Source organism: Parviterribacter multiflagellatus (assembly GCF_056863265.1).
Genome location: NZ_JBXPIZ010000013.1, coordinates 1 through 13,380 on the forward strand (window position 1 = coordinate 1; position 13,380 = coordinate 13,380).

Genomic DNA, 13,380 nt, shown 5'->3' on the forward strand with positions numbered 1-13,380 from the left:
GGCGGCGCCGGCGGGGCGGGCGCGGGCGCGGGCGGCGCGGGAGCAGGAGCCGGCGGCGCGGGAGCCGGTGCCACCGCGGCGGGCGGCGCGACCGGATGCGCGGCGATCACCGGCGGCGCGGCCTGCCCGGCCAGCGCCTGCTCCAGCTTGTCCAGCCGCGACAGCAGCGCCTGCGTCGAGGCGTCCACGCGCGGCTGCGCGGCCTTCACCAGCGCGAGCTCGAGCTGCGTGCGGGCGTCCGCGCCCTCCTTGATCGCGCCGAGCGCGGCGGCCAGCAGCTCCAGCGTCCGCACGACATCACCGCGCGGCACGCGGGCCGCCTGCTCGGCCAGGCGCTGGTCGCGGTCCGGCGTCATCGTCAGCTCCGCCGGCACCTCGCCGAGGGTGCCGACGATCATCAGGTCGCGCGCGTGGGCCTCGAGGTCGCGGATGAACGCGCTCGGGTCGCGGCCCGTCTCGGCGAGCTTCGCCGCGGACAGCAGCGCGCGGCGCGGATCGTGCGCGGCGACCGACTCCAGCGCCTCGAAGAGGAGGTCCGCGTCGGCGACGCCGAGCACGGCGAGCACGTCGTCGAGCGCGATCGTCGTGCCCGAGTAGGTGACGAGCTGCTCCAGCGTGCCGAGCGCGTCGCGGAACGAGCCGGTCGCGTGCCGCGCGAGCAGCGCCACGGCGTCGGGCGGGATGGCGATCGACTCCGCCGTCGCCGCGCGCTCGAGCACCTGCGCGATCTGCTGGACGGTCGGGCGCGTGAAGTCGAACCGGTGGCAGCGGTCGGCGACCGTCGGGAGGATCTTGTTCGCCTCGGTCGTCGCCAGGACGAAGACCGTGTTCGGCGGCGGCTCCTCGAGCGTCTTGAGGAACGCGTTCCACGCTGCCGCCGTCAGCATGTGCGCCTCGTCGAGGATGTAGACCTTGTACTTGCCAGAGACGGGCGCGAAGCCGACCCGCTCCCGGAGGTCGCGGATGTCGTCGACCGAGTTGTTCGAGGCCGCGTCCATCTCGATGACGTCGAGCGAGGTGGCGTTGGCGATCGCGCGGCACGACTCGCAGACGCCGCAGGGCTCGACCGTCGGCCCGTTCACGCAGTTCAGGCACGCGGCGAGGATCTTCGCCATCGAGGTCTTGCCCGTCCCGCGCGACCCCACGAAGAGGTACGCGTGGTGGACGTTGTCCTGCTCCACGGCGTTGCGGAGCGTGCGGACGACGTGCTCCTGCCCGACGACGCTGGCGAACGTCCTCGGGCGGTGTCGGCGGTACAGCGAAGGGGCGGCGGCCACGGGTCACCCAGGATAGGCGCCGGACCGGCCGCCCCGGGCGCCGATCCCGCACCGTGCCCGATCACGCGATCAGGTCGGCACCGCTTCCGCCCGGGGCCCCGTCCGGCGCGCGGGCGCGCCGAGCAGGCGCGACAGCCGGGCACCGGCCACCGCGCAGGCGTGGCCCGCGGCGTCGAGGTCGCGGATGTGCTCCCGGTCGGCTGAGACGTTGACGGCCGCCACGAGGTCGCCGCGGTGGTCGCGGACCGGCGCGGACGCACCGACCAGGCCGGCCTCGAGCTCCTCCAAGACCGTCGCGTACCCGGTCTGCCGCACCTCGCCGACCAGGGCGACGAGGTCGCCGACGTCCTGCACGCGGCCGTTGGGACCGGGCGTGCGCACGTCGACGCCATCGAACAGCATCCGCAGCTCCTCGGGCCGGTGGTCGCCCAGGAGCACGCGCCCGGCGCTGGTGGCGTGCGCCGGCACGGCGCGTCCCTCCCAGCCGCTCGCGCGGAACGCGTGGGTCGGCGGCGCGTGGCTGCGGAGCGTCACGACCTCGCGGCCGTGGAGCGCGCACAGGTGCACGGTCTCGTCGAGCTCGATGGCCAGCGGCCGCAGCACGAGCGGCGCCGCCCGCAGGAGCCGGCGCTGCGCCGTCCGCGCGGCCAACGCGTAGAGCTCGAGTCCGAGGTGGTACCGGCCGTCGTCGTCGCGCTCGACGAGCCCGGCCTGCTGGAGCGCCCGCAGGCCGCGGGAGACCTGGCTCTTGTCGCGTCCGAGGACCGTCGCCAGCTGCACGACGCCAAGGCCGTCCTCGCCCTCCGCGTCGGCGAGCCCGCGCAGCAGGTCGAGGTCGCGCTCGATGCGTCCGCTCGGCTTCATGTGCAGAAACCAAGCAGCTCGTTGTCGAAATTGCAACCAGCGTTGCGGTTCCCGCCACCAGGATGCAGGGTTCCCGGCCGGGTCAAACGAACGGAGGAGACTCGTGGAGTTCGACTGGGACCGCTTCACGCGGTACGTCGACAACAACGCGGACGACATCCGCGGCTTCGCGCTCGAGCACGTCGAGATCGTCCTCGCGGCGCTCTCGATCGCGCTCGTCATCGGGGTGGCCATCGCCATCGCCACGTATCGGACGCGGATCGGCGCGCAGATCGCGATCGCGTCCACCAGCGTGATCCTCACCGTGCCGTCCTTCGCCCTGCTCGGGCTGCTGATCCCGCCGTTCGGGCTCGGGACGACGCCGGTGCTGATCGCGCTCGTGCTGTACAGCCTCCTGCCGATCGTCCGCAACACGATCGTGGGCCTGCGCGGTGTCGACGCGCAGATCCTCGACGGGGCGCGCGGGTGCGGCATGGGCGCCATCCAGCGGCTGGTCCGGGTGGAGCTGCCGCTCGCCTGGCCGGTCATGCTCACGGGCCTGCGCGTCTCCGCGCAGCTCGCGATCGGCATCGCGGCGATCGCCGCCTACGTCCGCGGGCCCGGCCTGGGGACGCTGATCTTCAACGGGATCTCCTCGCTGGGGTCCTTCAACGCCATCAACCAGGTCATCGCGGGCACGGTCGGGGTCGTCGTCATCGCCCTGCTCTTCGACGCGGTCTTCGTCGCGCTCGCCCGCTTCACCACGCCGAAGGGGTTCCGTGTCTGAGCACGCCGTCTCCATCCGCCTCGAGGGCGTCTCGAAGCGCTATCCCGGGGCCGAGCGGGCCGCCGTCGAGGACGTCGACCTCGAGTTCCCGGCCGGCGAGATCACCGTCCTGGTCGGCCCGTCGGGCTGCGGCAAGACGACGACCATGCGGATGGTCAACAAGCTGATCGAGCCGAGCGCCGGCCGGGTGTGGCTGGGCGACGAGGACGTCTCGTCGGTCGGCGGCGACGCGCTGCGCCGCCGGATCGGCTACGTGAACCAGGCCAACGGGCTGCTCCCGCACTTCACGGTGGCCCAGAACGTCGGCCTCGTCCCGCGCCTGCTCAAGTGGGACAAGCGCCGCACGGCCGAGCGCGTCGACGAGCTGCTCGCGCTCGTCGGGCTGCCGCCCGAGGACTACCGCGAGCGGTACCCGCGCCAGCTCTCGGGCGGCCAGCAGCAGCGCGTCGGCGTGGCCCGCGCGCTCGCCGCGGATCCGGGCGTGCTGCTCATGGACGAGCCGTTCGGCGCGGTCGATCCGATCACGCGCGAACGCCTGCAGGCCGAGCTCCTCCGCATCCAGCGCACGGTCCGCAAGACGATCCTCTTCGTCACCCACGACATCGACGAGGCGATCAAGCTCGGCGACCGCATCGCGATCTTCGCGGAGGGCGGGCGCATCGCGCAGTTCGGGACGCCCGAGGAGATCCTCGCGGCGCCCGCGTCGGCGTACGTCAAGTCGTTCATCGGCGCGGGCGCATCGCTCAAGCGGCTGCACCTGCTGCAGGTCTCCGGCGTTCAGCTCGGCACCTGGCCCGTCGCGCGGCCGGGCGAGCCCGCGCAGGTCCTGCGCGAGCGCCTCGCCGACAACGCGGCGTGCGGTGCGCTGCTCGGGCTCGACGCCGACGGCCGCCCCGCGCGCTGGCTGTACGCCGACGACCTGCGCGACGACGCGTGGGCCGAGCGCGGCGACGAGGTCGGGGCGGTCATCGGCGCCGACACGACGCTCCACGACGCGCTCGACGCGATGCTCGCCTCCTCGGCAGGCGTCGCGATCGTCTGCGACGCCGACGGCGCCTACGCCGGGACCGTCGCGATCGACGCGATCACCGAGCGGATCGCCCAGCTGCGCCAGGAGGCGACCCGCCGCGACCAGCAGGCCGCCGCGGCGCTGCGCGACGAGGGGGCGGTGCTGCGGTGAGCCTGCCGCGTCCCGGCCGGCTGGCGCTCACGCCGGCGGTCGTCCTCCTCGGCGCCCTGGCGCTGAAGCTCTGGGTCGACACGCAGGAGCTCGACTCGATCGCCCAGCGCTCGCTGAGCGAGGTCGCGATCCGCGAGGCGCTCCTCGAGCACGCACGACTCGTCGGCGCCGCGATGGCGATCACGCTGGCGATCGGCGTCCCGCTCGGCGTGCTGCTCACGCGCGGGCGCTGGCGCGCGCTCGCGCCTGTGGCCCTCGGGTTGGCCAACCTCGGCCAGGCGACGCCCGCGATCGGGGTGCTCGCGCTGCTCGTGATCCTGTTCGGCATCGGGTTCGAGATCGCGCTGGTCTCGCTCGTCGCCTACAGCGTCCTGCCGGTGCTCCGCAACACGATCGCGGGCATCCGGGGCGTCGACCCGCAGCTCCTGGACGCCGCGCGGAGCCAGGGGATGTCCCGGCTGCAGCTGCTCTGGCGCGTGGAGCTGCCGCTCGCGGTGCCGGTGGTGCTCGCGGGGATCCGGACGGCGCTCGTGCTGTGCGTCGGCGTCGCGACCCTCGCGACGTTCGTCAACGCCGGCGGCCTCGGCGATCTCATCGTCGCCGGCATCAAGACCCAGCGCGAGGCGGTCCTCGTGACCGGCGCGGTGCTGACCGCGTGCTTCGCGCTGCTCATCGACTGGGTGGGGGAGCTCGCCGAGCGCGCGCTCACCCCGCGCGGGATCGCGACCGACGGCGCGGCGTAGCGCCGCGTCCACACACACAAGGAGGAGACATGGGGTTCACGAAGAGCCTGACGGCCCTTGCGGCCTGCTGCGCGCTGGCGACGGGGCTCGCCGCCTGCGGCGACGATGCGGACACCGCCGCCGGGTCCGGCGACGACACGGCGAAGGAGCTCGCGGGGGCGACCTTCAAGGTCGGCTCGAAGGACTTCGCCGAGCAGTACGTGCTGGGCCACATCACGATGCAGGTCCTGCAGGCGCACGGCGCGAAGGTCGAGGACAAGACGAACATCGTCGGCTCGGACAACACGCGCAAGGCGCTCGTCGGCGGCGACATCGACCTGTACTGGGAGTACACCGGCACCGGCTGGATCACCTACCTGAAGGAGACCAAGCCGATCGCCGACCCCGCGAAGCAGTACGCGGCGGTCCGCGACGCGGACGCGAAGAACGGGATCGTCTGGTCGGAGCCCGCGCCGCTGAACAACACCTACGCGCTGGCGGTCAAGCAGGAGACGGCCGACGAGCTCGGGGTCAAGACGCTCAGCGACCTCGCGGCGCTCGCCCAGCGCGACCCGTCGAAGGCGACCATCTGCGTCGAGTCCGAGTTCCAGGGCCGCGACGACGGCCTGCCGGGCCTGCTGGAGCACTACGGGATCGACATCCCGCGCGGGAACGTGAAGACGCTCGACACCGGGCTCATCTACACGGCGACCGAGAAGGGCGACGACTGCACCTTCGGCGAGGTCTTCGCCACCGACGGCCGCATCCAGGCGCTCGGGCTCGCGGTCCTGGAGGACGACAAGCGGTTCTTCCCCGTCTACCAGGCGGCGGTGACGATGCGCAAGGAGACCGCGGACGAGCACCCGCAGGCCGCCGAGCTCCTCGCGCCGGTCGCGGCGAAGCTCACCGACGAGGTCATCCGCTCGCTCAACGCGAAGGTCGACGTCGACGGCGAGCAGCCCGAGGACGTGGCGCGCGAGTGGCTCGAGGCGGAAGGGCTGCTGGGATGACCGCGCCCACGCGCATCGGCGAGGACTTCGTCGGCGAGGGCGTCGAGCTGGCGCACGTCAACGTCGTCCTCGGTGCGCGCGGGACGGCGCACGAGACGGCCTGGAGCGTCGCGCTCGCGACGCCCCGGGCGGGCCACGTCCCGTTCCTCGTCGCACACCGGCCCGGCGTGCTCCTGCGTCCCGCGACCGTGTTCGTCAACAAGGCGCCGATCGCGTCCGACCGGCACGGGAGCCTGACCTGGGGCGCCGCGCAGGCCGGCGTCTCGGAGGGCGTGCTGGACGCGCTGCGCACCGGCGCCGTCGCCCGCGAGGAGGCCGCCGACCTGCTGCTGATCGCGGCCGTCTGGGTCAACCCCGACGCCGAGGACGAGCAGCGCGTCTTCGAGAACAACCGGACCGCGACCGCGGGGGCGCTCGCCCGCGCGGCCGCGGGCGCGCCGGACGTCGAGGCCGTGCTCGCCGCGGGCCCGTCCGCGAACGCCTACTTCGACGCCGGCGCGCTCGCCGGCAGGGAGCGCATGTGAGGATCACCGCCATCCGGACGCAGCGGCTGCGGCTGCCGCTCGACCCGCCGTTCAACGCCGCCTGGGACCCGGAGCCGCGCCGCGTCTTCGACGCGACGCTCGTCCGCGTCGAGACCGACGAGGGGCTCGTCGGCATCGGCAGCGGCGACACGATGACCGGGTTCGACGAGTTCGAGCACCTGTTCATCGGCCAGGATCCGCGCACGATCGCGCGCCACGTCCGGACGCTCGAGACGATCTCGTTCCACGCCGGGCGCTACTGGCCGCTGGAGGCGGCGCTGTGGGACCTGCTCGGCCAGTCGCTCGGCGTGCCGGTCGCGACGCTGCTCGGCGGTGCGGTCGACCGGTTGCCGGCGTACGCCTCGTGCGGCGAGCTGATGGCGCCGGCGGTGCGCGCCGAGCGCGCGCTCGCGCTGCTGGACCAGGGGTTCCGCGCGCTGAAGATCCGCATCGCCCGCGACCGCGTCGACGAGGGCGTCGCGGCGGTCGCCGCGGTGCGCGACGCGGTCGGCGACCGGATGGACATCCTGGTCGACCTCAACCAGTGGTGGCGGATGGCCGGCGACATCCACCCGGGCTTCGGCCCGCAGGATGCGCGCCGCGTCGTCGAGCGGCTCTCCGAGCACGGCGTGCTGTGGGTGGAGGAGCCGCTCGACGGCAACGACCGCGACGGGATGCGGACCCTGCGCCACTCGACCGGCGTCCGCGTCGCCGGCGGCGAGATGGCGCGCACGTTCGAGGACCTGCGGCTCGTCCTCGACGACGATGCGCTCGACGTGTACCAGCCGGACGTGGTGCTCGCGCTCGGCATGTCCGGCGCCCGCACGCTCGGCGAGCTCGCGCTGCGGCGCAACCGCTGGTTCACCCCGCACACCTGGACCAACGGCATCGGCCTGCTGGCGAACCTCCACGTCGTCTGCGGCGTGGGAGGCGGGCCGTACATCGAGTTCCCGTACGACCCGCCGGGCTGGACCGTCGACCGGCGGGACTTCATGCTGGCCGAGCCGGTCGGGATCGACGAGGGCGGGTGCGTCCGCGTGCCGGAGCAGCCGGGCCTGGGGATCGTCCTGGACGAGGAGGCCGTCGCGTTCTACGCGACCGAGACCGGACGGGAGGCCGTGCTGTGAGCGCCACCGCCGACCCGCTCGCGGGCGTGCGCCTGCGCACGGAGTGCTTCGTCGACGGCGGGTTCGCGCCCGCTGCCGACGGCCGCACGTTCACGACCGTCTCCCCGCGCGACGGCCGCGTGCTCGCCGCGGTGGCGCGCGGCGGCGCCGAGGACGTCGACCGCGCCGTCCGCGCGGCGCGCCGGGCGTTCACGACGTCGGGCTGGGCGACGGCCGACCCGGCCGAGCGCAAGGCGGTGCTGCTCCGCTTCGCCGCGCTGGTCGAGGAGCACCTCGAGGAGCTCGCGCTGATCGAGGCGCTCGACGTCGGCAAGCCGATCTCCGACGCCCGCGGCGTCGACGTGCCGAGCTGCGCGCGGTGCCTGCGCTGGTACGCCGAGGCGATCGACAAGGTGCCGGGCGAGCTGCAGCCCACCGCCGCCGACGCGTACGCGCTCGTCAGCCGCGAGCCGATGGGCGTCGTCGGCGCGGTCGTCCCGTGGAACTACCCGCTGATCATCACCGCGTGGAAGCTCGCGCCCGCGCTGGCGATGGGCAACGCGGTCGTGCTCAAGCCGGCGGAGGAGTCACCGCTCAGCGCGCTGCGGCTCGCCGAGCTGGGCGCCGCGGCCGGTCTGCCCGACGGCGTGCTGAACGTCGTCCCCGGGTTCGGCGAGGAGGCCGGCCAAGCGCTCGGACGGCACCCCGACGTCGACAAGGTGGCGTTCACCGGCTCGGTGCCGGTCGGCCGCCTGTTCCAGCGCTACGCGGGCGAGTCGAACGGCAAGTCGGTCGCCCTGGAGCTCGGCGGCAAGAGCCCGCACGTCGTGCTCGCCGACGCCGACCTGGAGGCGGCGGCCGAGGCGATCGGCTGGGGCATCTTCTACAACGCCGGCCAGACCTGTCACGCGGGCTCCCGCGTCGTCGCGGAGCGCCCGGTCCTCGACGAGCTGCGCGAGCGCGTGGTCGCGTTCGCCGAGCGGTTCGCGCTCGGCGACCCGCTCGACCCGGCGACGCAGATGGGCGCGCTCGTCAGCGAGGAGCACCTCGGGCGCGTCATGGGCCACCTCGAGCGGGCCCGCGCCGCCGGCGTGCAGGTGCACACGGGCGCCGCGCGCGTGGACGTCGCCGCCGGCGGGTCGTACGTCGCGCCGACGGTGCTCGAGAGCGCCGACCCGCGCGCGGCGATCGTCCGCGAGGAGGTCTTCGGACCGGTCGTCGTGCTGCAGCCGGCGGACGACGCCGACCATGCCCTCCGCCTGGCCGACGACACCGAGTACGGCCTCGCGGCCGCCGTCTGGACGCGTGACGTCGGGCGCGCCGGCCGGCTCGCCCGCGCGCTGCGCGCCGGGACCGTGTGGGTCAACACGTTCGACGTCTCCTCGCTCGCCACCCCGTTCGGCGGCATGCGGTCCTCCGGCCACGGCCGGGACCGCTCGCTGCACGCCCTCGACGCCTACGCCCACCTCAAGACCACCTGGATCTCCCTGACATGACCCACCTCGCGTTCATCGGCCTCGGGCACATGGGCGGACCCATGTGCGCGAACCTCTGCCGCGCCGGCCACGCGGTCCGCGCGTTCGACCTCGACCCGGCGGCCGTGCAGGCCGCGGTCGCGGCCGGCGCCGAGCCCGCCGGCTCGGTGGCCGCCGCGTGCGACGGCGCCGCGCTCGTCGTGACGATGCTCCCTGGCCCGGCGGAGGTCGCCTCCGTCGTGCGCGACCAGGTCCTCCCCGCCGTGCCGGCCGGCGCGCTCGTGATCGACATGAGCACCTCCTCGGCCGAGGTCGGCCGGCGGATCGTCGACGCCGCCGCGCCGCTCGGCGTCGCGGTGCTCGACGCGCCGGTGGCGGGCATGGCCGCGGGCGCGCGTGCCGGCACGCTCAGCATCTTCGTCGGCGGCGACGCGGCCGACCTCGAGCGTGCGCGGCCCGCGCTGGAGACGATGGGCGACCCGCAGCGGATCTTCCACGTCGGCGGCCACACCGCCGGCTACGCGGTGAAGCTGCTGCTGAACCTCCTGTGGTTCATGCACGCTGCCGCGACGGCCGAGGTCCTCACGGTCGGCGTCCGCGCCGGCGTCGACCTCGGCGTGCTCCGGGAGGCGCTCGTCCACTCGCCGGCGAACTCGAACTTCCTCGAGCGCGACGTGCTCAGCGTCCTGCACGACGGCGACTACGACGACGCGTTCGCGATGCGGCTCGTCACCAAGGACCTCGGCCTGGCCACGGACCTCGCGCGCGACGCGGGCGTGCCGGCGGAGCTGACGGCCCTGACCGAGCAGATCCACCGCCGCGCCCGCGCGCAGTACGGCGACACCGCCGGGGAGATGAGCGCGGTGCGCCTCTACGAGGACCTCACCGGCACGCCGCTGCGGCTGGAGGGAGAGGCCGTCCATGCCTGACACGCTCGCCGCCGCCCCGCCGCTCGGCGAGGTCCGCATCGCCCCGCCGCCCGAGCTGCTGTTCGGCCCGGGGACCGTCGCCGAGCTCGGCGAGCGCGTCGCCGCGCTCGGCACGCGCGCGTTCGTGGTCACCGACCCGGGCGTCGAGGCCTGCGGGATCGCCGGTCGCGTGCGGGGGATCCTGGAGCGCGCCGGGGTCGAGGTCGCGGTGTTCTCCGGCGTGAGCCCCAACCCGACGATCGAGGACGCCGACGCGGGCGCGGCGCGGCTGCGCGCGTTCGGCGAGGCGGTCGTCGTCGGCCTCGGCGGCGGCTCGCCGATGGACGCCGCCAAGCCGATCGCCCTGCTTGCGGCGAACCCCGGCGCGGTGGCCCGCGACTGCGACTACCGCGTCTCGCTCCCCGCGCCCGCGTGGCCGGTCGTCGCCGTGCCGACGACCGCCGGGACCGGGGCGGAGACGAACGGCTTCGGGGTGATCGCCGACCACGCGCGCGGCGAGAAGATCTACGCCGGGCACGACACGTGCCAGCCGCGCCTGGCGCTGCTCGACCCGGAGCTGACCGTCGGGCTGCCGGTCGGCGTGACGGCCGCGACCGGCTTCGACGTGCTGGTCCACGCCGTCGAGGGCCTGCAGGCCGCGACCGCCAACCCCTACGCCACCGGCCTGGCGCTCGAGGCCGTGCGCGCCGTCGCGCGGTTCCTGCCCCGCGCGGTCGCGGACGGCGAGGACCTGGAGGCGCGCGGGCAGATGCTGCTCGCCGCGCACCTGGCGACGCTCGCGTTCTCCGCCGGCGGCACCGGCCTGGGCACTGCGCACGCGCTGGCGCACGCCCTGTCGGATCGCTACGGCGCCGCGCACGGGGTCGCGCTGGCGGCGATCTTCGCGCCGGTGGTCCGGCTCAACGCGGTGGAGCGCCCGGAGCGGTCCGCGCGGGCCGCGGAGGCGCTCGACGCGCCGCCGGACCGGCTCGAGGCGGCGGTGCTCGCGCTCCAGGACCGCATCGGTCTGCGCCCGCGTCTGGCCGATCTCGGTGCCCGCGAGGCTGACCTCGACGCGATCGCCGAGCGGGCCCTGGCCGACGTCGTGATCGCGAACGCCCCGCGGGTGCCCGAGCGCGGCGAGCTGGTCGCGCTGCTGCGGGAGGCGCTGTGAGCACGCTCGCGGCGGCGCCGTCCCAGATGTTCGTCGGCGGTGCGTGGGTGGACGCCGCCGGCGGCGGCCGCTTCCCGGTGCGCGACCCGGCGACCGGCGCCGAGCTGGCCCAGGTCCCGGACGCCGGGCCCGGCGACGCGACCCGTGCGGTCGATGCCGCCGCCGCGGCGCTGGAGGCGTGGCGCGACCGGCCGGCGCGCGAGCGGGCCCGGGTCCTCGCCGCGGCGGCCGCCGAGCTGCGGCGGCGGGCGGGGGAGTTGGCGGCGACGATCACCGGCGAGCAGGGCAAGCCGCTCGCCGAGGCGGCCGGCGAGGTCGAGTACGCGGCCTCGTTCCTGGAGTGGTTCGCCGGGGAGGCCGAGCGCGTCTACGGCCGCGTCATCCCCGATCAGGCCCCCGGGCACCGCTCGCTCGTCGTCCGGGTGCCGGTCGGCGTGTGCGTCGCGATCACGCCGTGGAACCTCCCGGCCGCGATGCTCGCCCGCAAGCTCGGGCCGGCGCTGGCGGCCGGGTGCACGATGGTCGTCAAGCCCGCCGAGGCGACGCCGCTCACCGCGCTGCTCGTCGCCGAGTGCCTCGCGGCGGCCGGCGCGCCGGACGGCACGGTGAACGTCGTCACGTGCGCGGATCCCGGGCCGGTCGCCGGCGCGCTGATGGACGATCCCCGCGTCCGCAAGGTCTCGTTCACCGGCTCGACCGCCGTCGGGCAGCACCTCATCCGCGCGTCGGCCGCGGACGTCAAGCGCCTGTCGCTCGAGCTCGGCGGGCACGCGCCGTTCCTCGTGTTCGAGGACGCGGACCTCGACGTGGCGGTGCGGGCGCTCATCGCGTCGAAGTTCCGCAACGCCGGGCAGACGTGCGTCTGCGCCAACCGCGCGTACGTCCACGCGGACGTGCACGACGCGTTCGCCGAGCGGCTCGCCGCGGCGGTCGCGGCGCTCCGGGTCGGCCCGGGCGTGCAGCCGGGCGTCGACGTCGGACCGCTGATCGACGCGGCGGGCCTCGCCAAGGTGGAGGCGCACGTCGCCGACGCGGTCGCGCGCGGCGCGCGCGTCCTGTGCGGCGGCGCGGCGCTGGCCCCAGGCAGCGTCCCGGGTGCGGAGGCCGGCCACTTCTTCGCGCCGACGCTGCTGGCGGGCGTGTCGCCGGACATGCGGATCTGCAGCGAGGAGACGTTCGGGCCGGTGATCGGCCTGGAGACGTTCACCACGGAGGCGGACGTGCTGGCCCGCGCCAACGCCGGGCCGTACGGCCTGGCCGGCTACGTCATGACGCGCGACACCGCGCGGACGCTGCGCGTCGCCGAGCGGCTGGAGGTCGGCATGGTCGGGGTCAACACCGGCGTCATCAGCGCCCCGAACGTCCCGTTCGGCGGCGTCAAGCAGTCGGGCCTCGGCCGTGAGGGCGGCGCCGAGGGCATCGAGGAGTACCTCGACACCCGCTACGTCCGCCTCGCCGGGGTCTGAACGCGCCGGCGGCTCCCGCGTACGCGCGGGAGCCGCCGGCTGCTTCCGGGACGAACTGCGGCCGTCTCAGAGGATGCGGTTGCCGTCGAACGGCGTGGTGCCGTTGACGAGCTGGAGGCCCGGCACGCCGTGCGAGCGCGCGTAGGCGAGCATCTTGTCGAGGTCGCTGACGCCGTTGGAGGCCGGCAGCGGGGCGAGCGCGAGCGTGCTCAGGACGCCGAACGCCTTGCCCGACGCGTCGAGGAACGCGCTGCCGGAGTCGCCCGGGATGCCCGGCGTGAGCGTGTAGAGCTGGTGCGTCCAGCCGTCGCCCGAGGCGCCGAGGGTGATGCCGCGCTTGGGCTTGAGCAGCTCGATGCCCTGGCGCAGCGACGAGTTGCCGTACGAGTAGACCTTCGAGCCGGCAGCCGGCGCGGTGGTCGCGACGCCGTTCGGGCCGCCCCAGAACGGGACGTTCGGGTCGGCGGCGGTCCCGGCCGGGAGCTTGATCAGCGCGAGGTCGTTGTAGGCGCAGGCGTTCTCGTCGGTCTCGCCGGCGGCCTGCATCGCGTTCCACGAGCTGTAGGCGATCGTCCCGGTGACCGGGAACGAGCCGGGGTTGTCGGCGTCCTCGATCTTCACCTGCGTGCCGAGCGGGAGCGTGCCGGCGTCGCACCCGTTGGTGTCGGTCGCGGCGCCCGTGCCGGAGCAGTGCGCGGCCTGGCCGAGGTAGGTGGAGGAGCCGTCGGTGAACACGAAGTTCGCCGTGCACTGGGCCCCGTTCGTGTCCGTCTGGACGCCGGGGTTGATCTTCGCTTCGGCCCCTGCCGCGAAGGTGAGACAGGCGAGCGCTGCGGCGGCTGCGGTGGTGACTACGCGCTTCATCGATAGAACCTCATGCCGTTCGAGTGACCCGGACTGGGTGCTCC

General features: G+C 74.8%; 13 protein-coding genes. 10 read left to right on the top strand and 3 right to left on the bottom strand.

Going from position 1 to position 13,380, the window contains the following annotated elements:
* Together dnaX and AC1UE5_RS25115 are read right to left on the bottom strand one after the other, a co-directional pair.
* A partial coding sequence (dnaX, locus tag AC1UE5_RS25110; RefSeq protein ID WP_482928678.1) for a DNA polymerase III subunit gamma/tau occupies window positions 1-1,277 on the bottom strand: 1,277 nt, incomplete at its 3' end.
* A 69-nt stretch (window positions 1,278-1,346) separates the two neighbouring features.
* Window positions 1,347-2,141, bottom strand: a complete 795-nt coding sequence (locus AC1UE5_RS25115) for an IclR family transcriptional regulator (RefSeq protein WP_482928679.1) — start codon at window positions 2,139-2,141, stop codon at window positions 1,347-1,349.
* A gap of 103 nt (window positions 2,142-2,244) precedes the next feature.
* Here AC1UE5_RS25115 and AC1UE5_RS25120 point away from each other — a divergent pair, with 103 nt between their 5' ends.
* The 10 genes from AC1UE5_RS25120 to AC1UE5_RS25165 are packed head-to-tail and all read left to right on the top strand — an operon-like array spanning window position 2,245 to window position 12,472.
* Window positions 2,245-2,907: an ABC transporter permease gene (locus AC1UE5_RS25120; RefSeq protein WP_482928680.1), complete on the top strand. Its 663-nt coding sequence runs from the start codon at window positions 2,245-2,247 to the stop codon at window positions 2,905-2,907.
* The gene (locus tag AC1UE5_RS25125) at window positions 2,900-4,087 is read left to right on the top strand and encodes an ABC transporter ATP-binding protein (protein ID WP_482928681.1); all 1,188 of its coding nucleotides are present in this window, start codon (window positions 2,900-2,902) and stop codon (window positions 4,085-4,087) included. The genes AC1UE5_RS25120 and AC1UE5_RS25125 overlap by 8 nt, the downstream gene beginning before the upstream one ends.
* On the top strand, window positions 4,084-4,830 hold the full coding sequence (locus AC1UE5_RS25130; protein ID WP_482928682.1) for an ABC transporter permease: 747 nt from the start codon (window positions 4,084-4,086) through the stop codon (window positions 4,828-4,830). Before AC1UE5_RS25125 ends, AC1UE5_RS25130 begins: the two co-directional genes overlap by 4 nt.
* 29 nt (window positions 4,831-4,859) lie before the next feature.
* Entirely contained in the window at window positions 4,860-5,819 is a 960-nt protein-coding gene (locus AC1UE5_RS25135; protein ID WP_482928683.1) for a glycine betaine ABC transporter substrate-binding protein, read from the top strand.
* On the top strand, window positions 5,816-6,343 hold the full coding sequence (fae, locus tag AC1UE5_RS25140) for a formaldehyde-activating enzyme (RefSeq protein WP_482928684.1): 528 nt from the start codon (window positions 5,816-5,818) through the stop codon (window positions 6,341-6,343). Before AC1UE5_RS25135 ends, fae begins: the two co-directional genes overlap by 4 nt.
* Complete coding sequence (locus tag AC1UE5_RS25145) at window positions 6,340-7,470, top strand: mandelate racemase/muconate lactonizing enzyme family protein (RefSeq protein WP_482928685.1); 1,131 nt, start codon at window positions 6,340-6,342, stop codon at window positions 7,468-7,470. The genes fae and AC1UE5_RS25145 overlap by 4 nt, the downstream gene beginning before the upstream one ends.
* Window positions 7,467-8,945: an aldehyde dehydrogenase family protein gene (locus AC1UE5_RS25150; RefSeq protein WP_482928686.1), complete on the top strand. Its 1,479-nt coding sequence runs from the start codon at window positions 7,467-7,469 to the stop codon at window positions 8,943-8,945. The genes AC1UE5_RS25145 and AC1UE5_RS25150 overlap by 4 nt, the downstream gene beginning before the upstream one ends.
* Window positions 8,942-9,853 (top strand): NAD(P)-dependent oxidoreductase, encoded by a 912-nt coding sequence (locus AC1UE5_RS25155; RefSeq protein WP_482928687.1) that lies wholly within the window; start codon window positions 8,942-8,944, stop codon window positions 9,851-9,853. The genes AC1UE5_RS25150 and AC1UE5_RS25155 overlap by 4 nt, the downstream gene beginning before the upstream one ends.
* Window positions 9,846-11,006, top strand: coding sequence for an iron-containing alcohol dehydrogenase family protein (locus tag AC1UE5_RS25160; RefSeq protein WP_482928688.1), 1,161 nt, complete (start codon window positions 9,846-9,848; stop codon window positions 11,004-11,006). Before AC1UE5_RS25155 ends, AC1UE5_RS25160 begins: the two co-directional genes overlap by 8 nt.
* Window positions 11,003-12,472 carry an NAD-dependent succinate-semialdehyde dehydrogenase gene (locus tag AC1UE5_RS25165; RefSeq protein ID WP_482928689.1) on the top strand — a complete coding sequence of 490 codons (1,470 nt, stop codon included), beginning with the start codon at window positions 11,003-11,005 and terminating at the stop codon, window positions 12,470-12,472. The genes AC1UE5_RS25160 and AC1UE5_RS25165 overlap by 4 nt, the downstream gene beginning before the upstream one ends.
* A 66-nt stretch (window positions 12,473-12,538) precedes the next feature.
* Here the strand turns inward: AC1UE5_RS25165 and AC1UE5_RS25170 are convergent, their stop codons facing one another.
* A complete protein-coding gene (locus tag AC1UE5_RS25170; protein WP_482928690.1) occupies window positions 12,539-13,336 on the bottom strand; it encodes a serine protease in 798 nt (265 codons plus the stop codon).
* Window positions 13,337-13,380: the final 44 nt, after the last annotated feature.

Coding starts and splice junctions, on each gene's coding strand:
- AC1UE5_RS25115 (WP_482928679.1), bottom strand. CDS start 2,141: ATGAAGCCGAGCGGACGCATCGAGCGCGACCTCGACCTGCTGCGCGGG.
- AC1UE5_RS25135 (WP_482928683.1), top strand. CDS start 4,860: ATGGGGTTCACGAAGAGCCTGACGGCCCTTGCGGCCTGCTGCGCGCTG.
- fae (WP_482928684.1), top strand. CDS start 5,816: ATGACCGCGCCCACGCGCATCGGCGAGGACTTCGTCGGCGAGGGCGTC.
- AC1UE5_RS25155 (WP_482928687.1), top strand. CDS start 8,942: ATGACCCACCTCGCGTTCATCGGCCTCGGGCACATGGGCGGACCCATG.
- AC1UE5_RS25160 (WP_482928688.1), top strand. CDS start 9,846: ATGCCTGACACGCTCGCCGCCGCCCCGCCGCTCGGCGAGGTCCGCATC.
- AC1UE5_RS25170 (WP_482928690.1), bottom strand. CDS start 13,336: ATGAAGCGCGTAGTCACCACCGCAGCCGCCGCAGCGCTCGCCTGTCTC.